At 68.4% G+C, this 25,978-nt stretch carries 20 protein-coding genes, 1 tRNA gene and 3 pseudogenes; 20 read left to right on the forward strand and 4 right to left on the reverse strand.

Annotated elements, in window-relative coordinates; all coding sequences use genetic code 11:
* Nucleotides 1-50 precede the first annotated feature (50 nt).
* The 3 genes and pseudogenes from PT931_RS02625 to PT931_RS02635 form a co-directional block, all read left to right on the forward strand.
* A pseudogene (locus tag PT931_RS02625) lies at nucleotides 51-875 on the forward strand (segregation and condensation protein A); the annotation flags it as partial.
* Between the two features lie 358 nt (nucleotides 876-1,233).
* Nucleotides 1,234-2,106 (forward strand): SMC-Scp complex subunit ScpB, encoded by an 873-nt coding sequence (scpB, locus tag PT931_RS02630; RefSeq protein ID WP_456244094.1) that lies wholly within the window; start codon nucleotides 1,234-1,236, stop codon nucleotides 2,104-2,106.
* Between the two features lie 382 nt (nucleotides 2,107-2,488).
* Entirely contained in the window at nucleotides 2,489-3,214 is a 726-nt protein-coding gene (locus PT931_RS02635; protein ID WP_456244128.1) for a pseudouridine synthase, read from the forward strand.
* On the opposite strand, the gene PT931_RS02640 is transcribed toward PT931_RS02635, so the two are convergent.
* Nucleotides 3,191-4,066, reverse strand: a complete 876-nt coding sequence (locus PT931_RS02640; protein WP_456244095.1) for a serine hydrolase — start codon at nucleotides 4,064-4,066, stop codon at nucleotides 3,191-3,193. The two genes, PT931_RS02635 and PT931_RS02640, sit on opposite strands and share 24 nt — an antisense overlap.
* A 240-nt stretch (nucleotides 4,067-4,306) precedes the next feature.
* On the opposite strand from PT931_RS02640, the gene cmk reads away from it, so the two are divergent.
* From cmk to PT931_RS02675, 7 genes and pseudogenes are all read left to right on the forward strand, one after another.
* The gene (gene cmk / locus PT931_RS02645) at nucleotides 4,307-4,972 is read left to right on the forward strand and encodes a (d)CMP kinase (protein WP_456244096.1); all 666 of its coding nucleotides are present in this window, start codon (nucleotides 4,307-4,309) and stop codon (nucleotides 4,970-4,972) included.
* Nucleotides 4,969-6,333: a ribosome biogenesis GTPase Der gene (der, locus tag PT931_RS02650; protein ID WP_456244097.1), complete on the forward strand. Its 1,365-nt coding sequence runs from the start codon at nucleotides 4,969-4,971 to the stop codon at nucleotides 6,331-6,333. Before cmk ends, der begins: the two co-directional genes overlap by 4 nt.
* A gap of 340 nt (nucleotides 6,334-6,673) precedes the next feature.
* Nucleotides 6,674-6,747, forward strand: a tRNA-Pro gene (locus tag PT931_RS02655).
* A 187-nt stretch (nucleotides 6,748-6,934) separates the two neighbouring features.
* Nucleotides 6,935-7,090, forward strand: a pseudogene (locus PT931_RS02660) (glycosyl transferase family 1); the annotation flags it as partial.
* A 214-nt stretch (nucleotides 7,091-7,304) separates the two neighbouring features.
* A complete protein-coding gene (locus PT931_RS02665; RefSeq protein WP_456244098.1) occupies nucleotides 7,305-7,634 on the forward strand; it encodes a hypothetical protein in 330 nt (109 codons plus the stop codon).
* Nucleotides 7,635-7,946: 312 nt separating this feature from the next.
* The gene (locus PT931_RS02670) at nucleotides 7,947-8,348 is read left to right on the forward strand and encodes a hypothetical protein (protein ID WP_456244099.1); all 402 of its coding nucleotides are present in this window, start codon (nucleotides 7,947-7,949) and stop codon (nucleotides 8,346-8,348) included.
* Nucleotides 8,349-8,686: 338 nt separating this feature from the next.
* Nucleotides 8,687-9,259: a hypothetical protein gene (locus tag PT931_RS02675; protein ID WP_456244100.1), complete on the forward strand. Its 573-nt coding sequence runs from the start codon at nucleotides 8,687-8,689 to the stop codon at nucleotides 9,257-9,259.
* Nucleotides 9,260-9,449: 190 nt separating this feature from the next.
* Here the strand turns inward: PT931_RS02675 and PT931_RS02680 are convergent, their stop codons facing one another.
* A complete protein-coding gene (locus tag PT931_RS02680) occupies nucleotides 9,450-10,601 on the reverse strand; it encodes a hypothetical protein (protein WP_456244101.1) in 1,152 nt (383 codons plus the stop codon).
* Between the two features lie 392 nt (nucleotides 10,602-10,993).
* Here PT931_RS02680 and PT931_RS02685 point away from each other — a divergent pair, with 392 nt between their 5' ends.
* The 3 genes from PT931_RS02685 to PT931_RS02695 all read left to right on the forward strand — a co-directional run bounded on the left by PT931_RS02685 (nucleotide 10,994) and on the right by PT931_RS02695 (nucleotide 15,118).
* Complete coding sequence (locus PT931_RS02685; protein WP_456244102.1) at nucleotides 10,994-11,521, forward strand: hypothetical protein; 528 nt, start codon at nucleotides 10,994-10,996, stop codon at nucleotides 11,519-11,521.
* Between the two features lie 123 nt (nucleotides 11,522-11,644).
* Nucleotides 11,645-12,058, forward strand: coding sequence for an OB-fold nucleic acid binding domain-containing protein (locus PT931_RS02690; RefSeq protein ID WP_456244103.1), 414 nt, complete (start codon nucleotides 11,645-11,647; stop codon nucleotides 12,056-12,058).
* A 1,080-nt stretch (nucleotides 12,059-13,138) separates the two neighbouring features.
* Entirely contained in the window at nucleotides 13,139-15,118 is a 1,980-nt protein-coding gene (locus PT931_RS02695) for a hypothetical protein (RefSeq protein ID WP_456244104.1), read from the forward strand.
* A gap of 1,888 nt (nucleotides 15,119-17,006) precedes the next feature.
* On the opposite strand, the gene PT931_RS02700 is transcribed toward PT931_RS02695, so the two are convergent.
* Complete coding sequence (locus PT931_RS02700; RefSeq protein WP_456244129.1) at nucleotides 17,007-17,873, reverse strand: substrate-binding domain-containing protein; 867 nt, start codon at nucleotides 17,871-17,873, stop codon at nucleotides 17,007-17,009.
* A gap of 93 nt (nucleotides 17,874-17,966) precedes the next feature.
* A pseudogene (locus PT931_RS02705) lies at nucleotides 17,967-18,158 on the reverse strand (DeoR family transcriptional regulator); the annotation flags it as partial.
* A 116-nt stretch (nucleotides 18,159-18,274) separates the two neighbouring features.
* On the opposite strand from PT931_RS02705, the gene PT931_RS02710 reads away from it, so the two are divergent.
* The 7 genes from PT931_RS02710 to PT931_RS02740 are packed head-to-tail and all read left to right on the forward strand — an operon-like array spanning nucleotide 18,275 to nucleotide 25,523.
* On the forward strand, nucleotides 18,275-19,582 hold the full coding sequence (locus PT931_RS02710) for an ABC transporter substrate-binding protein (RefSeq protein ID WP_456244105.1): 1,308 nt from the start codon (nucleotides 18,275-18,277) through the stop codon (nucleotides 19,580-19,582).
* Nucleotides 19,579-20,466 (forward strand): carbohydrate ABC transporter permease, encoded by an 888-nt coding sequence (locus PT931_RS02715; protein ID WP_456244106.1) that lies wholly within the window; start codon nucleotides 19,579-19,581, stop codon nucleotides 20,464-20,466. The genes PT931_RS02710 and PT931_RS02715 overlap by 4 nt, the downstream gene beginning before the upstream one ends.
* Nucleotides 20,463-21,395 (forward strand): carbohydrate ABC transporter permease, encoded by a 933-nt coding sequence (locus PT931_RS02720; RefSeq protein ID WP_456244107.1) that lies wholly within the window; start codon nucleotides 20,463-20,465, stop codon nucleotides 21,393-21,395. The genes PT931_RS02715 and PT931_RS02720 overlap by 4 nt, the downstream gene beginning before the upstream one ends.
* A gap of 23 nt (nucleotides 21,396-21,418) precedes the next feature.
* Nucleotides 21,419-22,387, forward strand: a complete 969-nt coding sequence (locus PT931_RS02725) for a hydroxyacid dehydrogenase (protein ID WP_456244108.1) — start codon at nucleotides 21,419-21,421, stop codon at nucleotides 22,385-22,387.
* A 34-nt stretch (nucleotides 22,388-22,421) separates the two neighbouring features.
* Entirely contained in the window at nucleotides 22,422-24,437 is a 2,016-nt protein-coding gene (locus PT931_RS02730) for an outer membrane protein assembly factor BamB family protein (RefSeq protein WP_456244109.1), read from the forward strand.
* A gap of 17 nt (nucleotides 24,438-24,454) precedes the next feature.
* Nucleotides 24,455-25,126 carry a sugar phosphate isomerase/epimerase family protein gene (locus tag PT931_RS02735; protein ID WP_456244110.1) on the forward strand — a complete coding sequence of 224 codons (672 nt, stop codon included), beginning with the start codon at nucleotides 24,455-24,457 and terminating at the stop codon, nucleotides 25,124-25,126.
* A 31-nt stretch (nucleotides 25,127-25,157) separates the two neighbouring features.
* A complete protein-coding gene (locus PT931_RS02740; RefSeq protein ID WP_456244111.1) occupies nucleotides 25,158-25,523 on the forward strand; it encodes a hypothetical protein in 366 nt (121 codons plus the stop codon).
* The last annotated feature ends 455 nt before the right edge of the window (nucleotides 25,524-25,978 follow it).

Below are 25,978 nucleotides of genomic sequence, written 5' to 3' on the forward strand. Positions count from 1 at the left end.
ATGGTTTTGATCCGGTCTGTCCCGGCCGAACGCTCAGGTAGTATCTTGCGGTGACCGTGACCGAGCAAGCTACCGCGCCTGATGCGGGCTTCCAGGTCAAGCTCACCAACTTCGAGGGCCCGTTCGACCTGCTGCTCCAGCTGATCGGCAAGCACAAGCTGGACGTCACCGAGGTCGCGTTGCACACTGTGACGGACGACTTCATCGCCTATATCCGGGCGATGGGTGACAAATGGGACCTCGATGAGGCCAGCGACTTCCTCCTGATCGCCGCCACCCTGCTCGACCTCAAGTGCGCCCGGCTGCTGCCCGCCGCCGAGGTCGAGGACGAGGAGGACCTGGCGCTGCTGGAGGCCCGGGACCTGCTGTTCGCCCGGCTGCTGCAATATCGGGCGTTCAAGCAGGCCGCCGCGCACATCGCCGGGCTGATCGTCGGCGGGGACAAGCGGTTCGCCCGCTCGGTGGGCCTGGAGGAGCGGTACGCCCAGGCCCTGCCCGAGCTGATCCTCGGCATCACCCCGGAGCGGTTCGCCCGCCTCGCCGCCCGGGCCATGACGCCCAAGATCCCGCCCACCGTGTCGATCACCCACGTGCACAACGTCAAGGTCAGCGTCCGCGAGCACGCCGCCTGGATCCGCGACCACCTGATGCGCGTCGGCACCGCGAGCTTCCGCGTCCTGACCGCCGACTGCGAGAGCACCCTCGAGGTGGTGGCGCGGTTCCTGGCGCTGCTGGAGCTGTACCGGGAGAACCTGATCGGCTTCGACCAGGTCCAGGCGCTCGGCGAGCTCAACGTGCGGTGGATCGCCGGGCAGGACGTGGCGGAGATCGAGGTGGAGGAGTACGAGGGCGCGGTCGAGGAGGACGAGGGCCCCCGGGCGCGGAAGAAGAAGTTCGTGCGCCGCATGCCGGGCGAGTCGACCCTGCCGGGCGTGGACGTCGCCACCCCGGTGGACGGGTCGGACCCGGATGACGATGACGACGACCCGGCCGAGACCCAGACCGAAGAACCACCCGACGGGTACGCGGCGGACGCTGCGGCCGGCGATGACCCGGACGGCTGGGACGCTCCGATCGGCTCCTCCTCCGACGGGGTGGCCGCGTCGGGTGACGGCGGTACGTCCGGTGCGCACGCGGGGGCCGGGGCTGACGAGGGTGACGTGGAGCTGCCGCGCGCCGCCGCCGGTAGCCGGTGGGAGACGGCGATTTTCGGGGACCGATCGAGGAGTGCGCGTGACGACGCCAGCTGAGCGCGAGTTCGCCGAGGGTGTGGCGGCCTGGACGCCGCCGTGGGCGCGCAGCCCCGAGTCCGAGGCGCCGGAGGACCCTTCCCCGGCTGCGGTCGATGACGAGGCGGGAACCGGCACTGGTGCCACCGCCTCCGCCTCCGATGCGGGGACCGGTGTCGGGCAGGCTGACGGGCTGGGACTGAGCGACGTGCCCGGGCCGGGTTTCGCCGTCGAGTCCGATGCCGGGGACCTGGCCGAGCTGGACGACGAGGACGGACCCGAGGGCGCGTCCGTCACCGAGGCCGATCCCGAGTTCGCCACCCTCGACCCCGTCGAGCTGCGGCCCGCGCTGGAGGCCATCCTTCTCGTGATCGACGAGCCGGTCGCCGACATCGTCCTCGCCCAGGTGCTGGAGCAGCCCACCCAGTTGATCACCGACACGCTGGTCGAGCTCGCGGCCTCCTACGCGGCCGAGCGGCGCGGTTTCGAGCTGCGCCGGGCGGCCGGTGGCTGGCGGCTGTACACCCGGGCGGACTTCGCGCCGTACGTGGAGAAGTTCGTGCTCGACGGGCAGCAGACGAAGCTGACCCAGGCCGCGTTGGAGACCCTCGCGGTGGTCGCCTACAAGCAACCGGTGACCCGGGGGCGGATCTCCGCCATCCGTGGTGTGAACTGTGACGGGGTGTTGCGCACCCTGTTGACCCGGGGACTGGTCGAGGAGTGCGGCAGCGAACCGGACTCCGGCGCGTACCTGTACCGCACGACCACCCTGTTCCTCGAGAAGCTCGGCATCAACTCCCCGGAGGACCTGCCGTCCCTCGCCCCTTACCTGCCCGACGACATAGAAGCTTTGGCGGATGCCCATGACCAGTCCTAACCCCCGACGCAACACGACCGGCAAGTCCGCCAATCCCGCGTCCGGCGCCCCGCGCAAGGCCGCCACGGGCAGTGCCGCCGCCGGCAAGACGGGCACCGGGAAGGCCGCTACGGGCCGGGCCGGCACCGCGAAGCCGGCGGCGGCGAAGGCCCCGAAGCCGGTGAAGGGCTTCAAGCCCGCTCCCGGCAAGACGGGTGCCGCGAAGGCCGGCACGTTCAAGCCCGCCGCGAAGCCCCGGGGCCGCCGCGAGGAGCCGGGCGCGGTCAGCCGCGACGGGGTCTCCCAGCGCGACGCGATCAGCGCCCTCGGTCGAATCGGCGGTCCGGACACCCGGGCCGGGCGGGGCAACTCGGCGGGCCGGGCCAAGACGGCGATCGCGGACATGTCCGGGGCCGAGCGGCTCCAGAAGATCCTCGCGGCGTCCGGGATCGGTTCGCGGCGCGACTGCGAGAACCTGATCTCCGAGGGTCGGGTCATGCTCAACGGCGAGCTCGCCAAGCTGGGCGACAAGGCCGACCCGGAGACCGCCGAGATCTATGTCGACGGCGAGCGCCTGGTTACCGACACCCGCCTGGTGTACCTGGCGATGAACAAGCCGCTCGGCGTGATGTCGACGATGAGCGACGAGAAGGGCCGGATCTCCCTCGCGGAGTACGTGGGCCGGTTCGCGCAGCGGGTCTACCACGTGGGCCGGCTCGACGCGGAGACCGAGGGCCTGCTGCTGCTCACCAACGACGGCGACCTGGCGCACAAGCTGACGCACCCGTCGTTCGAGGTGTCCAAGACGTACCTGGCGGAGGTCGCCGGTTCGATCCCGCAGGGTTTCAAGAAGCGGATCATGGCCGGGATCGAGCTGGAGGACGGCCTCGCGAAGGCCGACTCGTTCAAGGTCGTCACCAGCGCGGGTGGCCGCACGCTCGTGGAGCTGAGCCTGCACGAGGGGCGCAAGCACATCGTCCGCCGGCTGCTGGGCGAGATGGGGCACGAGGTGTTCCGGCTGGTGCGGGTCTCGATCGGCCCGATCCACCTCGGGGACACCAAGTCCGGGCGGATCCGCAAGCTCGGTCAGCCGGAGATCGCCGCGCTATTCAAGGCCGTGGAGCAGTAACTGTCGGGTGACGTCGCCACAGGTGGCGGCGCCGTAGTCCTGACCGAGTTCCCCCGGGTACCAGGTCAGGACCGACAGGGCCCAGTGGTCCCAGGTGGCCAGGCAGTTGACGTGCCAGAGGTCTTCTGACTCCTGGAGCGTCCAGCCGTTCTTGACGGCCACCGGGGTCCCGGCCGGCAACGCCTCGGGGATGCCGAACGCGTTGGAAGGGTCGACGGTGCGCATCTCGGCGACGAGCCTGGCGGTACCCGTCGAGGTCTTGGCCCTGTTGAGCACGCACTGCAGCATGGTGACCGCGTCGCCGGCCGTGATCTGGGTGTAGGACCACCACTCGGGGGACACGGCGGTGCCGGTCAGCCCGCACTCGACGATCAGGCGCTCGATGACCGCGTCGCCGCCCCGCGCTGCCCACAGGGACTCCGCGGCGTCGTCGTCGCTGTACCGGATCATGGCGCTGATCTCGGCCCACTCCTCGTCGGTGAGCGCGCGGCCCTCGGCCTCGGCCCCGGCGATGTAGTCCGCCCCGATCCAGATCTTGACCATGGACTCGGTGTTGTTGGTCTCGGTGACGCTGTTCGCGGAGCCCTTGCGTGCGCCGGTGTCGAGGTCGAGCAGGGTCCAGGAGTTCCAGCCCTCGCGGTCCACGACGACGCCGGCGCTGTCGGGAAGCGGCGCGGTGCTCCCCGGGCGGGGGACGGCGGCGGGTGCCCCGGTGCCGCCGGCCTGGGCGGGCGGCTCGGCACCGTCGGAGGCGGGCAGCAGCGCGAGCGCCACCAGGGTGACGACCGCGAGGATCCCGGCGACGAGGCCCGTGCGCCGCGTCGTGACCGCCCAGGATGGGGAAAGGGGCATATCATGAGAATGACTCTTAATCCTGTGAATGGGCTATGGGCCTTCGGGACGAGTCTCCCGACTGGTTTCCCCAGGTCACCGGCCCTTTCGGGCAGCTTTCCGCGCGCCGTGTGTGCCTTTTATCTGTTTCCGGCCCCGCTGGGGGGAGACCTGCGCCGCGCCATCAAGGGCTGCCCGAACCTGGATTCCACCCACCGGGCATGATTGACAGTTGAGTCATTCCAAAAATAGGAGCACACGTTGAGTACGTTTCAAGGGGTCGTCGCGGTAGACGGCCCGTCCGGCTCGGGGAAGTCGACGGTCTCCCGTCGCCTCGCCGAGGCACTGGACGCCGCCTATCTCGACACCGGCGCCATGTACCGCGCCGCGACCTGGGCAGTGCTCCAGGCCGGCGTCGACCCGCACGACGCCGACGGTGTCCTCAAGGTCGTCGAGGCCGCCCAGATCGAGATCGGCACCGACCCCCGTGCCCCCCACGTCAGCGTGGACGGCGTCGGGGTCGACGCCCCCATCCGGGGCCCCCAGGTCACCTCCGCCGTGTCGGCCGTCGCCGCCGTCCCCGGCGTGCGCACCCTGCTCGTCGACGCCCAGCGCACCCTGATCGCCGCGGCCGGCGGCATCGTCGTCGAGGGCCGCGACATCGGCACCGCCGTCGCCCCCGACGCCCGCCTCAAGGTGTACCTGACCGCCGACGTCACCGAACGCGCCCGCCGCCGCAGCCAGGAGACCGACGCCGACCACCACGCCACGGCCGCCGACCTGGTCCGCCGCGACGCGCACGACTCCGGCCGCAAGGCCGACCCGCTGCGGATGGCCGACGACGCCGTCGAGCTCGACACCACCGCGCTGTCCATCGACGAGGTCGTGGCCGCGCTCCTGAAGCTGCTGGCGGGGGAGAACCTGTGACCGAGTACCTGAGCGACTGGGTGGCCGAGGACGAGGTCCACGCGCCCGCCCCCGTCGTCGCCGTCGTCGGCCGCCCCAACGTGGGCAAGTCGACCCTCGTCAACCGCCTCATCGGCCGCCGCCAGGCCGTCGTCGAGGACATCCCCGGCGTCACCCGCGACCGGATCGCCTACGACGCGCAGTGGACCGGTCGCCGGTTCACCGTCGTGGACACCGGCGGCTGGGAGCCCGACGCCAAGGACCGCGCCGCCCGGATCGCCGCCCAGGCCGAGATCGCCACCCAGACCGCCGACGCGATCCTGTTCGTCGTCGACGCCCGGGTCGGAGCCACCGACGTGGACGAGGCCGCGGTACGGATGCTGCGCCGCACCGGCAAGCCCGTGCTCCTCGTCGCCAACAAGGCCGACGACGACCGGATCGAGGCCGACATCGTCGGACTGTGGGGCCTCGGTCTCGGGGAACCGTTCCCGGTGTCCGCGCTGCACGGACGTGGCGCCGGGGACCTGCTCGACAAGATCCTGTCGATGCTGCCCGAGCCCCCGGCGATCATCGAGGAGGCCCCGCGCGGGCCCCGACGGGTGGCACTCGTCGGTCGGCCGAACGTCGGCAAGTCCAGCCTGCTGAACAAGCTGTCGAAGGAGGACAGGGCACTCGTCGACGACGTCGCCGGAACCACCGTCGACCCCGTCGACAGCCTCGTCGAGATCGACGGCGAGATCTGGCAGCTCGTCGACACCGCCGGGCTGCGCAAGAAGGTCGGCCAGGCCAGCGGCACCGAGTACTACGCCAGCCTGCGCACCAGCGCCGCCATCGAGGCCGCCGAGGTCGTCGTGGTGCTGTTCGAGGCCAGCGAGATCATCAGCGAGCAGGACCAGCGGCTGCTCACCATGGTCACCGAGGCCGGACGCGCCCTGGTCATGGCGTTCAACAAGTGGGACCTGGTCGATGACGACCGGCGGTACTACCTGGAGAAGGAAGTCGAGCGCGAGCTCAAGCGGATTCCCTGGGCGCAGCGGGTCAACATCTCGGCGCTGACCGGGCGGGCCGTCGACAAGCTGGCTCCGGCCATGCGGGTGGCGTTGAACAGCTGGGAGCAGCGGATCCCCACCGGGCAGCTGAACCAGTTCGTGACCGCTCTGACCCAGGCCAACCCGCACCCGGTACGGAGCGGGAAGCAGCCGAAGATCCTGTTCGCCACGCAGGCCGGGGTGTGTCCGCCGAAGTTCGTGCTGTTCACGTCCGGGCAGCTGGATGCCGGGTATGTGCGGTATGTGGAGCGGCGGCTGCGGGAGGACTTCGGGTTCCCCGGGAGTCCGATCCATGTGACGGTGAAGGCTCGGAAGAAGAAGGGCGAGAAGTAGGTTCTTCTCGGGTGTGTGGGGGCGGGTCCGTGGGTGCGGGTTGCCTGCGGGCCCGCTGCTCGTTGTGGCTGAGCTTGCCGTCGGTGGATCTGTGGCGGGTGGTCGGGTGGCCCTGTTCGGCTGGGGTTTGTTGGGGCGGTGCCTCCCGGGGCTTCTGGTTGTGCCTGCCTGAGGTGGCGGGAGGGTTGGGGTGGCCACGTGCCGGTGGCCGGGGGCGTGCCCGAGTCTGTCTGGCGGTGGTGTGGGGTGTGGGGCGATGGGCGGATACCCGCGAGCGTGCCGGTCGGGGGGTGCGCTACGCTATGTCGGCTGCTCCGGGGTTGGTGCGGGGCGGTGGTAGCGGGCTGTGGCGCAGCTTGGTAGCGCACTTGACTGGGGGTCAAGGGGTCGCAGGTTCAAATCCTGTCAGCCCGACAGTATTTCAGCAGTTCAGGCCTGGTTTTCTGTAGATCAGAAAGCCAGGCCTTGATCATTTGACCCTCGTTTGACCCTGGACTGGTCGGCGCTAGGGGTCACGAAACATCAGGTCGAAGTGTCCTGGCGGATTTGTGCCACACCTGGCTTGTTCAAACGTGCGGAGATTCTGCCACCACAGTGGTGGCTGCCGTCGCCCTGGGTCGTGAAGACGGCGCACAAGCTGGGCGTGCCGGTGGTGCACAACTGCCGGCAGAGCTGCGCCAACGGCCCGTGCTTCCGCGACGGCCGGATCTGCAGGGACTGTCTGGGCAGGGCTTTTCCGTACCCGGCCGTGCAGCACTCCGGTTCCTGGTGGTGTTGCCTGTGTGGTGTCGGAAAGGTGAGACGGCCTTTGGGCGCGTCGGCGACCACCGCTTGATGCAGGGCTCGAAGACCCAGGTTGCAGGAGGTCCGTTCACAATTCGAACTCGGTGGCCGCCTAGGTATGTGCCTCACGAAGGAAAACGAAAAGTACCTTAGACTCCCGGCACGCTGAACTCGGCGACCCACACCTCGTGCCCCTCGCACGCCAACTCGCCACCGGCCAGCTCGCCCGCGACCTGGCGGTGCTCGACCGCCCGGCCGAGCCGTACGCCACGGTGCAAGACGCGCTCCTGCAGAACTACCTCGACTGCCGCGCCGACGTCCTCGACCGGCACCGTGGTCAGCTGGACTGGCGGGCCCGCAGCCGCCTCGACGAGACCGCCTGGCTCACCCGCCACGACGACGAGCACCTGCGGGTCTGCGCCGACTGCGGACTGCTGCTGCCCGCCGACGTCGAGCACGTCGACGCCTGCCCGGTGTGCGGAACCGAACGGCTCCTCGACCATGTCCACCGCGACTAGGCGCTCGGACTGCCCACGCTCCTGCAGCGGATCCGCGACCGAGTGATCGACCCGGAACTCCCGCTGGCCCGCCCGGACCGCTGACGACCCGCTGGTGCGGCCCGCCCGCACCAGGTGCGCGTACCCGGGGTAGGCGAATCATCTGGGAAGGAATCAGCGTTTTGTGATCTTCGATGGCTGGTGTCGTCTATCTGATCGATGTGTCGATCGGGCGGGCTCGGTAGTCGGGGGAGGATGTGGGGTTGGAGGTGGTGGGGGTTGTCCGCTGTGGAAGTGGTTGTCGCCGCGTTGGCCGCGGGTGCGTCGGCTGGTGTGGGTGATGTGGTCAAGGGTGAGATCGTCGAAGCGTGGAAGGGCCTGCGGGCGGGGGTGGCCGCGTGGCTGGGACGGGGCCGGGGCCAGCGGGTGTTGGAGGCTTTTGAGGCCGAGCCGGATCGGACCCGGGCCGAGCTGGAAGAACTTCTGACCGGTGCGGAGCTCGACGACCCGGCGCTGGTGGCCGTGGCGCGTCAGATCCTGGCGGTGACCGATCCGGAAGGCACCCGGGCCGGCCGGTACCAGTTCGTCGACGCGCGTGGCGCGGGTCATGTCACGGTCGGCGACACGAACGTGGACGTCGCCGGTGATGTCGGGGCGGCCGGCACGTTCAACGACAAGGTCGACGTCACGATGAAGGCGGTGGGGCTCCCCCCGACCCGGCCGGCAGCGGGCTGACCCCGACCGCTCCCGGTGCACCCGGCCCGGCGTCTGCCGCCGGCGCCGCAGGGACCTTTCACGCTCCCGTGACCGTCCAAGTCAACAACCTGCAAGGAGAGACGAAGGCGGCGCCGGTGGCGGTGGTCGTGCCGGTGGCGGCCGTGCGGGACGCGGGTCGCGGAGGTGTTCGTCGGCCGCGACGAGCAGGTCCGTGATCTGCTTGCCCGCCTTGACCCGCGGGTCGGTGGGCCTGGGGTGGCGGTGCGTTCGGCGGTGGCGGGGTCGGTAAGACCGCCCTCGCGCGGCACGCCGCGGCCGAGGCGGCGGGCCGGCGGTGGTTTCCGGGCGGGGCGTTCATGGTCGACCTGCACGGCTACGACCCCGAACGCCGCGTCGAGGCGGCCGGGGTGTTCGGGCCGGCGCTACGCGTGCTCGGCGTGGGCGGCGCTGACATCCCGCCGGACGCGGGTGGGCAGGGCACCGTCTATCACCAGCTCCTCGATGCCCTGGGCGTGCGCGGGCGGCCGGTGCTGTTGGTCCTGGACAACGCCTCCAGCGCCGGTCAGGTCGAAGACCTGCTGCCGCGTCATCCCGCGCACCGGGTGCTGGTCACCTCCCGGCACACCCTCGGCACCCTGCCCGGCGTGCCCCTCGATCCGGGCGTCGACGACGAAGCCCGCGCGCACCGCTACCACCTCCTGGGCGACCTCCTGGACGCCGAGGCCCGTCGCCGCGCAGGCGAGCGGCTCGACGCTCCCACCGGCGCACGCCTGGCCGCGTGGAAGGAGCGGCTGCGCGCCCAGCGCCTCGTCGTCGCCTACGACTTGACGACCGAGCAGGGCTATCACCTCGTGGCGGCCCGTATCGGCGTCGATGTCGACCTGGTGCGCGCCACCGACCCCGGCACGACGCTGGGCCTGGCGGCCTGAACGATGCGGCCCGGTCTCGCCCAACGGGCCCGGGCCGCAGTCCTTGACGAAAGACGATCCGCGCGCCAGGCATCTGGCGCGCGGATCCGTCATCGCAGTGTGGCTAACGCCCGCCTCGCACGCGGCCCACTCTGGAGGGGATTTAGCCCACCAGGCTGTGGTGTCTCCGCGAGAACGAGACGGTGAGCCGTCATTGCTGCTCGTCGGGCCTGAACCTGGAGGCCTCGTCGATCAGGCGTTGGAGCAGGTCGAGGTTGCTGCGGTTGATGTGCGGGTCGTTGGTGGGGTTCGGCGTGAACCCTCGTTCGAGGACTTGTTCATCGGTGAGGTGGTCCAGCCACGCCGTGACGTGTTGGCGGTCCGGGGCGCCGGGCATGTCACCGATCAGGTCGGACAGGTTGGCGCGGTCCGCGGCGGCGCTGAGCCGCTGCCGGTGGCGTTCGGCCGCCGGCAGCATCAGCCCCCCGACGAGGGCGTGGCGTTCGTCGGGGTGGCCGACGCTGATGTCGTAGCGGGCGGGCAGCGGCGGCTGTGAAGGTTCGGCTCCGGTGACCAGGCGCGGCACGGCCTGGGTGCGGACCCAGTCGGCGATGTGTCCGAGCTCGTTCATCAGCACGGGCCACTCGGCGGTGCCGGGCCGGTTGACCCCGATCATCGGGAACAACGTGACACCGGACTGTGTGCCGATGGGGGTCTCGGCGAGGACATCGCCCACGCGCAGCGGCCCTTCTGGCCGCGGCGCCAGGTCGCTCAAACCCTGTGGCACCTGGTCGTCGTGGTACATGGCCGCGATGCGCACGGCGGTGACTGCGGGCGTGCGGTGCTTGGCGTGGTTGGTGTGCGACGCCAGAAGGGCCAGGGGATGATCCTGTGGGTCACGTCGCCGGTGGTAGGGCTGCAAGCCGTCGATGCGCCGCACGAGTTCACTGCCCGCCCGCAAGGATGGCGGTCGGTGGGCAGGCGACTTGGCGGTCCACTTCTGGAAGTTCTCAAGGGTGTGGGCCGCGGGCATCTCGACGAGCCGGGCCGCTCTCTCCTCCAGCGGGGAGCCGTCGAGGTACTCGACCTCGGCGAACAAGGTGTGCTCCAACGCGGCCCGTAGCGCCACCAGGGCGTCGGCCGTCAGGAGGGCCACCTTGCGGGGGATCGGAGTAACGCCCACCACGGTGGTCTTGCTGACCGACCCCGCGCGGACCTCGCTCAGCTGCACGACGTCGCCGCATTGCGTCTGATAGACGAACAGCAGGTCACTGACCTGACCGATCAGCTCGTCCGCGTGCGCCAGGGTCGCGGCCACGCCGAGGTGGCGTTCCGGGAGCCAGCCGTACGCGGTGTCCGTCACACCATGATCCTACGTCCGGCCCCGCTGGCACATAGCCGACCACTGGCCTCCAAGCAGGTGTTTCAGGTGCTCTTGCGCGCGGCCTTGGCGGCCGGCTTCTTCGCCGACGGCGCTTGGCGGTGCTCTTGCGGGGGGAGGGCTTGGCGGCGGCGGGTTTGGCGTTGCGGGCCTTTGCCTCGGTCGGGGTGGCAGCGCGGGCGGCTGCGACTTCGACGGTGCGGGTGATCGCGCCGAGGTGATCGGGGAAGCGGGCGGCGAGTTCGTCGCCGCTGCGCAGGTGCACTGTCGGCGCGGGCGCGAGGTCCGGGTTGACCGCGTCCAGCGACGACCGGGCCCGCAAAGCGGCGCGGGCGGTGGCCACCCAGTGATCGGCCGGGGGGCATAATGGGTTCGTGCTGCGCATCGCGGACTTCGCCGCCCTGTCCGTGTCCTGCCGAGAGAACCACTCCGGATTCAGCGCTTTCCGAGGACACGCGGCAGGGCTCGGGCTGCAGTGGCCGGACGATGTGCTCGAGCAGGTTCTGTACGACCACGCGGACAACGACCACTTCCTGCACGACTACGGCGACGTCGACCTGACGGGCGTCGCCTGGAAGGTCGAGGCGCTCGCGACCGAAGATCTGATCGACCTACCGACCGGGCCTTCCGACGGCGACTGCATCGACGAGTACGCCGACAACCCCGATCACTGGATCAGCGTCCGGCGGCACGGGGTCCACAAGGGCGTGGCCCAGTGCTGGGAGACGCGCGGCACCTGGAAGCGCCGGCCCATCCTGATCGACCGCCAACTGTTGACCCCCGCCAGGTCCGGTTTGCAGGTCTGGGAGGGCAGGACGCGGGTGGGAATCCTGAAAGGCCGCCGCCACCAAGGAGACCTGGTGTCGCCCAGACACCTCGTGTGGGTCGGACGCCCCCACTGACCCACCCGGCACCGCGAGCCGGACTGACCGCGCCGCCGCCGCGAAGCCCTGTGGGCGGCGGGCCCGGCCGCCACCGATCGTACCGACGTCCTGCCCGGCACCACCGCCCCCATGCTCCCCGGCATGGACACCCTCGACCTCGCCACCGTCGACACCTGGGCCACCGGACAATCCGTCGACTACCACCCCGTCCAATTCGTCCGCGACCAACTCCACCGCTACGGCGCACACACCATCGCCAACCTCGAAGGCGTCCGCGACGGACGCCGAGTCCTCGTCGGCGGCATGGTCACCCACCGCCAACGGCCCGAGACCGCCGGGGGGATCATGTTTCTCAACCTCGAGGACGAGACTGGCCAGCTCAACGTCATCTGCTCCGTTGGCCTCCAAAGCCGCAATAAGAAGCTCCTGCGCACCGCCACTGGGCTGCTCATCCGTGGCCAGTTGCAGTCGGCGACCTCCGCGATCAACCTCGTCGCGGATAAGGTCGCAGTGTTGGCCGTGCCCATCAGTGTCCACTCGCGCGATTTTCGCTAGCCAAGCCCAGACGTGTGTGTCGCTGGTGGGATGAAGCGTTCAGCATAGCCGGGCGTGAGTATCTGGGTTGTGATCGACCGCTCTTCCGACTGACCGAGATCGCCCAGTGCCCAGGTCGCATCTTCGATCGCGCGATGGCCAGTGCTCGTGTGTCTGCGGGGCAGTGTTTGCGCAACGCGGCAATGCAGCCTCCCGACGCTGACTGATCCCAGGACGTCTGATGAGCGTGTCTACGCATACAATACAGATGGTGGTGACCTTAGAATCCGACTGTGGACATCCCGTCGTTGTGGCAACAACTGGAGGGCGACTGATGGCGGAGTGGGTGAATACAAAGTCCACTAAGTGAGCGGATGAGTCGAGTAGGAGTTCACCCTCGGGCTTAATTGGGTCATATCGACGTACGATATTGCAATCGATTCCTGCCGATTTAGAGTGCGGAGGGGGCCTTTGTTGGCGGCACGAATACGGCTTGGTCGACAAGGGAAAGCCCAATCAGTGGCGGCGTCGAGTCTCGCGGCAGTAATCGAAATCGCCGGCCGCGTTGCGGACTCCCTCAGTGAACTTTCGGGCAGGGCTGTCGTCTTGACAGGGGTAAGGCTGGCAGAAGCGGCGCCGATTTCATCTACCGAAATTGCCAACGCGGATGGGGGCGCATTTCGAGAGCCCGAGTGGTTGCGTGTCACGTTTGAGTGCGACCAAGTTGTCATTGAATTGACCCTTGGAGACTTCCCGTCCGTGGAGTTTATTGCCATCTTCCTCGCCGGCGAGATTAGTGACTATGCTTCGATGTATTGGTGGGGGGAGCCATTTCCGCGGTGCCGCGAGCACCCTAATCACCCGTTGAGGTTGGTGGAAGGTCGCCATGCCGTCCATTGGATCTGCCCCAATAGTCCAAATGTGGCGGTGGCAGTTCTATTGTCCGTATAGCAGGGCAAGCCTAATGGGGACGGCGGTTGCGCATGATTGAAATCACGCGCCCTCTCGCCATGATGCGAGGGATTGCTGTCCTAGTGGGCCAATTTTCCAAATAAATTGGCGTTGACGCCCCCGGCGCGAACGATGAAGAGTGCTTTCACTGTGGCCGAACTCGGCCATGCATTGCTTCACGCGGGGAATGGTCTGTCAATGAAAACAGCTAGGTCAATGAAAACGACTGCCATGAGTCGACTTCGGTGGGTCATCGCCGCCGCGCTGCTTATATCGCTCTTGTCAACGTTTTCGACTGGATCGACCGCATTCGCCTCCGGCCCACTGGTAAGTACGATCAGTCTCTCCGGCGAGGCCTCCAAACTCACCATAGCTTTCGACTCTCCTATGTCGAGCAGTGAAGCTGACGACATTAAGAACACGCTCGGCGGACCGGATTCGTCGGTACCCCCAAGTATTATGAGAGGGGAAGATCCAGGCGAGCAGTACGACGTCCTCGATTGTAATCCGGCGCCAAAGAAGTCGGTGGACCGCAATGGAAAACACTCTCTCAGATTCTATTGTGAGCACAGTCAGGTGGGCTGGAGTTTCCAACTCTCCGACGCATTGATCAGTATTGCCACATCCGATGTTCATGAGAGTGGCGCGCGCTGGTATCGCAGTGGCGGCAGCCAGTCGGTCGGGCAGAATAGCCAGCATGACGAGCCAGCGTGGTATTGGTTTCACGGCACGTTCAACCCGATCTACGGCAGTAATGTAGTGAGCTGGTTTGACGTCTACACATTCAATGTGAATGTCGGCGGAAAAAAGGGGATGGCCAAGTTATCCATTGGCGGAACGTTCCTGACGTCTTTGGACAACCGCTGGGATCCAACAACGCCTGCACCGACGGATCCTGACCCGTGGGAAACTGATGGACCTAATCAGCCGAGCCCGGACGGCAGCCACAGCGTCCGATCTAACGCGATCACGGTCGGTGCCAACGTGGCGGCCTGCCGAAATTGGCCGAGCGCCGCGAACTGCTCACCAGCTGTCGGCGTCATGAACATCCGCGACCGCATCTATCCGATATGTCAGCGATCCGGGCAGGCCGTTGGATCCAATCCCTGGTGGGTTTACGGCACCACCACCAACGGTTTGACCGGATGGATCCCTTCCTGGTGGATTGACTACCCTGCCGATTTCCTGTCCGGGGTGGCTATCTGCGAGGCGCAAGCACCGCCGCCGGCGTACAGCAAGAACACCGTTCGCACCGCCGACAACCATCTCGTCAACTTCGTGCGGACGACGAACAACGATCTGTACTCCTACGATCCGCTCGCCGGGGGATGGAAGCTGATCGGGATCGGCGTTGTCGGCGAGCCGCAGGCCATCATCCACCCGGTGACCGGCCGGGTGAACGTCTACGTCCGCGACACCCAGAACCAGCTCCTGGTCAACGACCTCGGTGGTACCGGCTGGTCGGTCATCGGCATCGGCATCGCCAGTAACCCCTCGGTGCTCGTGCACCCCGCCACGGGACGGGTGAACGTCTACGTCCGCACCACAAACAACGATCTGATGGTCCACGACCTTGGTGGTACGGGCTGGTCGACCATCGGCATCGGCGTGACCGGCAATCCCACCGCCGCCACGCACCCCGCCACGGGCCGGGTCAACGTGTACACCCGGGTCGGAACCAACCTGATGGTCCATGACCTCGGCGGTACCGGCTGGTCGACCATCGGCATCGGTATCGTCAGCGACCCCGTCGTGGCCGTGCACCCGTACAACAGCCGGGTGAACGTCTACGTCCGTAACGCCAACAACGATCTGCTGCTTCACGACCTCGGTGGTACGGGCTGGTCGACCATCGGCATCGGCGTCATCGGCACCCCGACCGTGGGGGTGCACCCCGACACGGGCCGCGTGAACGTCTACGTCCGCAACTCCAACAACGACCTGCTGCTCCACGACCTCGGTGGTACCGGCTGGTCCACGATCGGCATCGGCGTAGCCACTGACCCGACCTTGATCATGGGCGCCGACCGGCACCGCTTCCTCTTCGCGACCAGCACCGACCATGTCCTGCTCCGCAAGGACATGGACGGCCCCACCGGCTGGACCCGACACGGAATGGACATCGCCTAATCCGCAGCAGTAGGGCCTGGAACCTCTGCCTAGCGGGGGTTCCAGGCCGCACTGATGTTGGCCTGGGCTGTCCACGAAGTTGCTGGACGGCGGTGGTATGTCCAGGTCCGCATCTCTCACGAAACTCCCGGACCGCAAATGTGCTCCTCCAACGACTGGCTTCGACCAGAATTGCGTGGCCCCGTTGGAGCACGGCAACGCTGGCCGAATCGGGTGGAAGTATGCAGGGCAGCGCCCAGATCACCGCCGACTGGAACCGGCTACATCTGACCGCCTCCGCGCAGGGCATCCTCGCCCGCGCGGCAACCGCCGTCCTCGTGCTCTCGGGGTGAACGAGGAGAGGCCCCAGTGCGGGTATCCTCCTTGCCGCCGCACACTGTCGGCGCGACACTGCCCGCCCGCAACATCAGGCAAGGGGCCACCGGTCAGCTGGACCTCGCTCGGGCCGGTGATGACCGGTCCGCGCGGCTGTAGCCGCAACTCCCCTCCCGGCTCAGGTCACCCCACGCCGACCCATGTTGTGATCTGGGCCCTGTGGTGTTCGACGCGTGCGCCGGATCGGGTACGTCTTCCTGGCCACCTGGACTGCCACGCCGCCGGAGACGACCTTGCCCGCCACCGACGACTCACTCGCCCAGATGCTCGCAGGCATCGAGGAAGGGTTCGCCGCCAACGACGCCGCCCGCACCGCACGCCGCGTGGCACCCCAGCCGGCCGAGGTCATCGGCGACGACGTCGAGCGAGACGTGGGGCTGGCGATCCTGCGACGGCCACCGTCACCCGGCCCACCCAGACTGCCAGGTCCCGCTGATCGTGTCGGGGGTCGAGGCGCTGACTAGGCATCCGACAAGTAGGTCCGGACAGCTGAGCTTGGCCGGCAACTACTCCTCGACCATGCTGGCGTCCGCGGCCGGGGCGTCGTCGGTGTCATAGGTCAGGTTGCTGGAGCCGGGAGGCCCGCTGTCGGCGCGCTCGATGTTCCGGTCCACGGGGCCACGTCGGCGTCCAGAGTCGGATCGCCACTCTCTTTGATATGCGTGAACGACGCGTGCGTTCCAGAGGCGAGTTTCATGGGTTCACCCGGGAATATCCAGACTCGCCCGCACCAAGGTCACGTTCTATTTGGCTCTTCGCGCTGAGCATACCCGCCATCCATCGTTGTCGGCGGTGGCGAAAGTCCAGGTCTCGGTGTCCGTGGTCCCGGTGGAGGAGATTTGCAGGTCCGCATGGACTATGGACCTTCCTCCCGGCTCGCCGACCGTCTTAAAGCTGTCAGCTTGAACGGTGAAGTGCGTGTTGAATCGCTGCTCCCGTGGACATTGGTGGATGGAGTGGTGATTTGCGCTGGTAAGAACAGTCCGAGAAACCCGATGAGTGTGCTCAAAGCAAAGGTTGAGGTTAACCTGGCTGTGCAACACTAATGCCCTGCCGCTCTGTAGTAGGGCTCACCCGGCAAGGAAATTTGACCCCAATGAATAGGCTGAATGGCGGGCAGGGGTCGTCGCGAACGTGTTCGACGAGCCCTTCGGGTTCAACCTCGATGGTGGCGGTGGCCCTGGTGCGGTCCGGGGCCAGGGACTCGAACGTGACTACTCGGCGTGTCGTGGACGATCACCCCCGACGGACGGTTAGCAGCGAGCCGGTTCGTGCTGTAGGCGCCGTCGCTGGCTCGCGTCGCAGTTCTGGCCAGCCTTCGGGGCGTGTCCCGGCGTTTGGGGCACCGCAAGGGTGCCGGCCTGCGCCGCGCGAGGCGACTAATTGATCTTAGGTGGCACTAGAACACTGAGCACGGCGCAGAAGGCTCCACTCGAGAGGGGAACCGGTCCGGGTACGCGGGCGGGACGAGGTTACTCCACTGGGTCACGGTATTTCGGTGTTCCGAGCGAGGTCACCCTTTCACGCCGTCGCCCACTTCACCCGCCGAGGCCAGGGCGTTGGATCCGCAGCTGCCCCGGACGCGTAGCCGCGGTCGCAGCAGGAGGTGGCGCAGGGGGCGGTCTGGTTCGTCGAGGCGTTCGATGAGCATGGTGACGGCGGTTGCTCCGACTTCCGCGCGGGGTGGTGCCATGGCGGTGAGTGGGGGGTCGGCGAGTGCGGCGAGTTCGTCGTCGTAGGCGATGACGGCGAGGTCGTCGGGCACGGTGATGCCGGCCTGTCGTAACCGGCCCACGAGCGGGAGCGCCGCGATGTCGTGGTGGACGATGAGCGCGTCGAGTATTCCGTCGCGCACCGCGCGGATGATCGCCTCGGCGGTGGTCTTGAGTTCCTGGGGGCTGTCGTCGCGCAGTTCCGTGGGGATCTCCGGTGGCAGGGGCGACAGTCCGAGGGTGGTGAGCGCCGCGTCGTATCCGGTCCGCAGTCGGGGGGCGGTGATGGTGGCGAACCGCAATAACCCGATTTTCCGGTACCCGTTGCGGGCCAGGTGCGCCACGGCGTCGAACGCGCCCTGCTCGTGGTCGGTGGCGACGTGCTCCGCGGTCCCGGACTCCCAGCCGGCGCGGCGCTCGGCGAGGACGACGGGTACCGGGATGGTCCGCAGCCACTCCTGCGTCTCGGGGGAGCGTTGGGGGTCGAACCGACTCGCGATGACGAGTCCGTCGGCGCCGGACTCGAGGAGGCGGGTCACCAGCGCGCGTTCCTCGGCTACGTCGTTTTGGGACACCCCGAGCACGAGCCGCGCGCCGAGCGACTCCGCGGCGGCCCGGGCCCCGCTGACGACGGTCGGGTAGTAGTACGAGGCGTGCGGTACGACCACGCCGATCGTGTACGCCGGGTGCGCGGCGCCCCTCGTCTCGACCTTCGCCCGGCGGGCGGGTGCCTGGGTCGATCCCCGCTGTGCGACCCGCGTCGCCCCTCCGTGCACGCGGTTGACGAGGCCTCTTCGGGCTAGTTCCCGAACATCCACCCGAATGGTGACCGCCGCGACACCCAGAGAAATGGCCAGATCACGTACGGTCACCGAGCCCTGTGTCTCCACCAGTTCGAGGATCGCCTGGTGACGCTCTTCAGCCTGCATGGGTGGTTTCGTGTCCGCGCTCATGCCGAAACGATATCACTTCTAGGTCGACCTCTCGACCCTCTGACCAGGCAGCCCCTTGACAGTCCATCGTTTGACATCGAATGATGTCATCCGAACGTCAAAGCAGGGAGATGGATATGAACAACTGGCGGATCGGTGCGGCACTAGCCGCGGTCCTCACGCTCGGCGTGACGCTCTCGGCCTGCGGATCGAGCCCGGAACGCGCGGCGCCGAAGGCGAGCGGTGAGGTCACGTTCTGGTCCTTCGTCAAGGGCTCCGACGCCGTCGCCGCGGCGTTCAACGCGTCGCACCCGAACATCACGGTGAAGTTCGAGACGCAGGCCGGTGGCTCGGACTACTACGCGAAACTGTCGAACGCGGTGAAGTCGGGGGCCGTTCCCGACGCGGCCGTCGCCGAGTACACCCGGCTGCCCGAGCTCGTCAGCCTCGGCGCGGCCCAGGACCTGACCCCGACCGCGGGCAAGCTCGTCGACAAGACGTTCCCGCAGTCGATCAGGCAGCTGGTGACGCTCGACGGCAAGACCTGGGGCGTCCCGCGCGACGCGGCCCCGATGCTCTACTACTACCGCAAGGACTTCTTCGACCAGCACCAGCTGACGCCGGCCAAGACGTGGGACGAGTACCGGTCGCTGAGCACGAAGGTGAAGTCGCTCGACCCGAACGCGCGCGCCGGTGCCTTCCTCACCGGGGACGCCAACCTCCTGACCGGGCTGTCCTGGCAGGCGGGCGCCCGCTGGTTCGGCACCAAGGGCAACGCCTGGGCGGTCGACATCGACAGCGAACCCGCCGCGAAGGTCGCGAACTACTGGCAGGGCCTGGTGACCGACGGCCTGGTACGGACCTATCCGGCCTACGTGGACGAGTTCTGGCAGAGCGTGCAGAAGAACCAGACCGTCGGGTACCTCTGTGCGAGCTGGTGCGCGGGCGGGTTGAAGGCCACGGTCGGCGACCAGAGCGGGAAGTGGGCCGTGGCTGAACTTCCCAGCTGGGACGGTCAGCCGGCGTCGGCCATGTGGGGCGGGTCGTCGTTCATCGTCCCCAAGGGTGCCAAGAACGCCGCCGCGGCCACCGAGTTCATCACATGGATCACGACCGACCCGAAGGGCATCGCCGCCTGGTACGGCTCGGGAGCCAGCAGCATGTATCCCGCCTCGCCGGAACTGCTGCCGGTCGCGAAGCAGTCGTTCAACACGGCGTACTTCGGCGGGCAGGACATCTTCGACGTCGGCAGCCGCTCGTACGGGGCCGTGAGCGCGGACTGGACGTGGGGACCGGCCATGTCGGCGACCGACAAGGCCATCATCGACCGGCTGGGCAAGGTCGGTACGGGCTCCCTCCCCCAGATCCTCGCCGAGGTGCAGACCGACACGACCAAGGCCATGCGGGCCCGGGGCCTGACGGTCACGGACAGGGCCCAGCGATGACCATCTCCACCGCCCAGCGACAGCGACGCGCCGCCGGGGTCTTCCTGACACCATTCCTGACCTTGTTCATCGCCGTCACCCTCGCCCCGCTGGGGTACGCCATCTGGCTGAGCCTGTTCAGCGAACAGACCTCCGGCCTGGGGTTCGGCGGTGTCGAGCGGGTCTTCGTCGGACTGGGCAACTACGTCTCGGCGTTGTCTGACCCCGCCTTCCGGGGCGGTTTCGGCACCGTAGCCGCGTACGTGGCGATCTACGTTCCGCTGCTCATCGCCCTGGCGCTGGTCCTCGCGTTGATCCTGGACTCCGGCCTGGCGTGGGGGAGGCGGGCCTGTCAGCTCGTACTGTTCCTCCCGCACGCCGTGCCGGGCCTGATCGCGGCGCTGATCTGGCTCTACCTCTACACCCCCGGCCTGAGCCCTGTGATCGGGTGGCTCGGCGACACCAGCGCCGGCGGACCGGCGAGCACCCACCCGCTGCTGTCGGTCGTCAACATCGCCGTCTGGCAGTGGCTGGGCTACAACATCGTCATCTTCTACGCGGCCCTGCAGGCCGTACCGTCCGAGGTCCTCGACGCCGCCGCCCTCGACGGCGCCCAGCGGTGGCAGGTCGCCCTCCGGATCAAGCTGCCGCTGATTCGCCCGGCGGTCGTCATGGCGGCTCTGTTCACCGCGATCGGCGGCATCCAGCTGTTCACCGAGCCGAAGATCCTCGACCCGGCCTCGGCGTCCATCACCAGCACCTGGACGCCGAACATGTTCCTGCAGAGCGCGGCCTTCGACCGCAACGACTACGGCCTCGCCGCGGCCGCGTCCATCCTCATCGCGCTGGTGGCCGGAGGCCTGTCGTTCGTTCTCATGCGGCTCGGAAACAGGGGGCAGTCATGACCCGGAGTACCACCGCCCCGACACCGGCCCGGGTCGGGGCCGCGATACAGGACGGGAAGGGCGGGCGACGCCGACCCGGACACCGTCCGCCCTGGCTGTCGAGGACCGCGGCCAACATCGTCGTGCTCGTCGCCGTCGCCTATGCGCTGCTGCCCGCGCTGTGGCTCGTCCTGGCGTCGACCAAGAACCTCGCGGACCTGTTCGGCACCAACGGATTCGCCCCCGGTCGCAGCGTCAACCTCGGAGCGAACCTCAGTCACCTGTTCCAGGCCGAGGACGGCATCTACGTGCGGTGGCTGCTCAACACCGTCGTGTACGCCGGTGGCGGGGCGCTGCTCGCGGCGTTCGTCAGCGTGATGGCCGGCTACGCGTTCGACAAGTACCAGTTCCGGGGCAAGGAGAAGCTCTTCGGTCTGGTCCTCGTCGGCGTGATGATCCCCAGCACCGCCCTGGCGCTGCCCACCTTCCTCCTCGCGTCGAAGGTCGGACTGGCGAACTCGTTCCTCGGCGTCTTCCTCCCGGGGCTGGTGTTCCCGTTCGGCGTCTACCTGGCCCGGATCTTCAGCGCCTCCTCCGTGCCTGCGGCCGTGCTCGACGCCGGTCGCGTCGACGGAGCCGGTGAGTGGCGGACGTTCTGGTCGGTGTCGTTGCCGATGCTGCGCTCCGGCTTCGTCACCATCCTGCTCTTCCAGTTCACCGCCATCTGGAACAGCTTCTTCCTGCCGCTGGTGATGCTGTCCGACCCGAAGCTCTATCCGGTCAACCTGGGGCTCTACGTGTGGAACACCACCGCGCTCAGTCAGGGTCACCCGGAGGACTACCTGCTCGCGATCACCGGATCCCTCGTCTCGATCGTCCCGCTGATCCTGCTCTTCGTGTCGCTGCAACGCTTCTGGCGTTCCGGTGTGACCGCGGGGGCAGAGGATTGAGCCGCCCCAGAGCACTCATCGCGATGTCCCCGACGGTGTGGCACGACTTCCGCACCCCGGAGAACAGCCGGCGCCTCGCCGCTCTCGCCGACGTCGACCCGTCGCAGGCCGTCTGGGACTTCGGGTCCGTGGACCTCACGGACGTCGAGGTCCTCGTGACCGGCTGGGGCTGCCCGCCGATCGACGACGACGTGCTGCGCCGCGCGCCCCGGTTGCGCGCGATCATCCACACGGGCGGCTCGGTCAAACACCACGTCACCCGGGCATGCTGGGAGCGGGGGATCGCCGTGTCCTCGGCCGTGGAGGCGAACGCGCTGCCGGTGGCCGAGTACACCCTCGCGGCCATCCTGTTCGCCCAGAAGCGGGTGCTGGAGGTCAGCCGGCACTACCGGGAGCACCGCGACCAGCGGCCCTGGGCCGCCCCGTTCCCCTCGATGGGCAACTACCGCCGGGTCGTCGGCGTTGTCGGCGCCTCCCGGATCGGCCGCCGCGTCATCGAACTCCTTCGACCGTTCGACCTCGACGTCCTGTTGGCCGACCCCTATGTCGACGAGGCCGAGGCCGCACGGCTGGGCGTCACCCTGGTCGACCTGGACGACCTGATGCGCCGCTCCGACACGGTCTCCCTGCACGCCCCGAGCCTGCCCGAAACCGCCCACATGGTCGACCGACGACGGCTCGGCCTGATGCGCGACGGCACCGTGCTGATCAACACCGCCCGCGGCGCGCTGGTGGACGGGGCGGCCCTCACCGAGGAGCTCGTGTCCGGGCGGCTGCACGCCGTCATCGACGTCACCGAACCCGAGGTCCTGGCCGCAGACTCACCGCTCTACGACCTGCCCAACGTCCTGCTCACCCCACACATCGCCGGCTCGATGGGCGACGAGCTGACCCGGCTGGTCGACCACGCCCTCGACGAACTCGAACGCTGGACGGCCGGGCGCCCGTTCGCCTCGCCCGTCGACCGCACCCTGTTGGGCACCTCCGCCTGACCCTTCACCCCCCGCCACGACGAAGGAGAAAGCCATGACGAACACCCACCCGAGCAGGCGCGCGATACTCCAGGCGGGTGGTGCCCTCGGCCTCGCTGCCGCCCTGGCACCTGCGCTGAGCGGCACGGCACACGCCGCACCCGGCGGTACGCCGGTCACCGGGACGACGATCACCGACCTGGGACCCGCGCTCGTCCAGTTCTCACTGATGAGCTCCGTTGTCGTCGGTGACATCGCCTATATCGGTTCCCGCAACATCCTGCCCGCCCGGGTGGTGGCCTTCCATCTGCCGACCCGCAAGGTCATCGGCCACACCAACCTGACGACCGGCTACGCCATCCAGGCCATGGTGGCCGATCCGACGGGCCGCTACCTGTACCTGGGGGTACTGCAGAAGGGCGGCGGACCCCAGCCGAACCTGCACCGCTGGGACCTCACCACGCTCAACCAACTGGCCCAGCCCGTCGGCCGGATCGCCGACCGCGACGTCCGCGACATGGCGGTGGCCCCCGACGGGGTGGTCTTCGCGGTCGGCGGCGGCAGCCCCACCGCACCGGCCCTCTGGCAGTACGACCCCGTCACCGGCCAGGTGACCAACCTCGGCGTACCTGACGCGTCTGCGACGTTGGCACGCGCGGTTGCCGCCACCACGTCCGCCGTGTTCTTCGGGGCCGGCAGCACCCTCGGCGGCGGCGGCACCACGAGCCGGGCGTCCCTGTTCGCCTACGACCGCGCGGCCGGCGGGTTCACCAACATCACCCCGACGGAGATGCTCGCCGACCCGAGCATGCGCGAGCTCAGCGTGATCGGCGACCGGCTCGTCGCGGGCTCGGCCGGCGGCACGGAGCCGGCGAAGATCGCGATCATGGACCTCGCGGACACCTCCCGCTACGCACTCGCCCGCCTGTCCGGCAAGGTCACCAAGAACTACGCCGCCAACGGCGACTCCGTCTACTACGCCGCTGCAGGTGGGCTCGAGGCCATCTCGCTGTCCACCACAACGGTGTCGCAGGTGCCGTTCTCCGGACCCGGGCTCGGTGAGATATGGGGCCTCGACGTCCACGACGGCAGGATCGTCGTGGTCTCCGGGTACGGTTTCGTCGCTGAGATCGACCCCGCGACCGGTACCTGCGTGACCACCGACCTGGAGACGGCCGGCGCCCCTGCCGACCCGCAGGCCGTCATGGGCATCGCCGCCGGCGGTGGGTTCGCCTACGTCGGCGGCAACGGCAGCATCGCCCGGCACTCCCTCGGACCCGTCCGTGAGCGGACGTACTTGCAGATGCCCGGCGAGGCCAAGGACGCCGAGGTCATCAACGGTGTCCTCTACACCGGGCAGTACAGCTCTGGGGGGATCTGGCGGTACGACCCCAGTACAGACCATGTCCCGCGGCAGGTCGCGGCGTTCCCCGGGGTACAGAACCGCCCGCTGGACACCTGTTGGGACCCGGTCGACCGGCGTCTGCTCGTCGCGGTGCAGTCCGACACCGAGGGCGGCGGTGCGTTGTGGAGCTATGACCCCGCGACCGGGGCGTCGACGCACTTCGCCAACCCCATCGACTCCGTTCAACTCGTCCGGGCCGTCGCGACCCGCAACGGGACGGCCTTCCTCGGCGGCGACAACGCCCAGAAGACCGGACCGCGCGGCACGATCGTCGCCTTCGACGTGTGCCGCGGCCGGGAACTGTGGCGGATCGAGACCGCCATGGAGTACGGCGTCGGCTCCCTCGCGGTGCACGACAAGCACCTCTACGCGATGACCCTCAAGGGCGGCTTCCTCGTCATCGACCTGCGCACCCGCAAGATCGTGCACACCGCCGACCTGCGCGCGACCTGCCCCCAATGGTCGGCCATGCTCCTCAACCGCGGCAGGATCTACGCGGCCTCCGACACGACGCTGATGCGCTTCGACTGCAAGACGTTCGCCATGACCGTGGTCGCAGCGCAGCTCAACGGCGGCTGGTACAGCGGCTGCCACCTCAACAACGACGAACACGGCCTCCTGTACACGATGCGCGGCACCAACCTCGTCATGGTCGACGACCGGTGAGACGCGGGCACGCGCCGATGACCAACCTGCTGGGCCTGTCCACCCTTGGGTGCCCCGGCCTGCCGCTGACGGACGTCGTCGCGCTGGCCCGCCGGTACGGGATCGGGGCCGTCGAGCTGCGCTGCGCACCGACGGAACCGGTCCACCCCGGCATCTCCCGCACCGAGCGGGCAGTAGCCCGGGTGGACCTCGACGGGCTGGCGGTCTCGGGGCTGGCTACCTACATCACGTTGTCCGAGGGTATCGACGGGCTGGCCGAGCACGTCGAACTAGCCTACGACCTGGGCGCCGGCACGCTGCGCCTGTTCCCGGGGTCGGGCCCGGTGGGCGCGATCGTGGACCGGCTCGGGACGGCCGTCGAGGTTGCCGTCGGCTCAGGCGTGCGGCTGCTGGTGGAGACGCACGACGAGTTCCTCACCGGGGCATCACTCGCTCCGGTGCTGGCCGCGGTACCGGGCGTCGGGGCGATCTGGGACGCCCTGCACACCTGGCGGGCCGGGGAATCGCCAGCCGACGCCGCGGCGGCGCTCGCCCCGTGGCTGGTGGAGCTGCAGCTCAAGGACGCGGCCTCGCCAGCCGACCGGCGGCCACTCGTGCCGGGCACGGGGGCTCCGGCGAGGATATGTCGTAGGAGCCCATCCGGGCGTCAACTTCATCACGACCGACGAGACGACCATCGGAGAAACTGACGTCGTTCTGCTACTCGCGGACGGGGGACTCGTGCCCGTCGAAGTCAAACGCCGCCACGCGGGAATCGACGACAAGGCCATCGAACTCCTGGACAAGCTGTCGACCGCGATCGACGCACCCTATGACATCCTCGCGGTGACCGAACCCGCGCGCGACTGCACCGGACTGGACGCATTCGCCAGGGCACTGCCCGGGCGGCCTCGGTTCGTCATCACCGACGACCAGCTCATGGACGATCTTCCCTTCTGGTCCCTGGGTGCCAATCCGTTCGCGTGGAACCCGACCCCCCGCCGACCAAGACAAGGCCCGCGAGGACAAATTCGTCGCCACCCTGTCAGCCTCAGATCCGAGCGAGAACCTGGACTACATCAGCGAGGACCCCTGGCGGACAAGTGATGCGATGTCCTCGCAGTCGCGTTTCTTGATCGCCGGTCAACAAGAGCGCGGAGCGGGTTGGTCAGCCACCGAACCTTGCTGGAGCAGGGGTGTGCTGCGCGGCAGATCCAGCCGTGGGACTTCGGCCACGCCGAGTCCGTGGTCGCCGTTGGAGTCCGCCAGCGTGGCCGGGTGGCCGTGGGCCGTGAGGGTGCATGCGCTTGGGCACGGTCAGCAGGTGCTCGCGGTAGGCGCGCACTTTCCGGTCCCTGTACGACCTGCTCGTCGAGCACTGCGCTCGGGCTGGGAAGGCCCCGAATGCCAGTAGGACAGGGGCGACCGGGACAAGACCACGCCAGGTGAGAAAGCTTGGTGGCCAAAGTCCCTAGGGGCAGCCGTCGAACTCTACTTCGCCGCCATCCACCGGTTCGGCTAGTCGATGCTGTCGGAACGGGCTCCGACGAGGCTTTGTCGTC

This window comes from Longispora urticae (genome assembly GCF_053902585.1).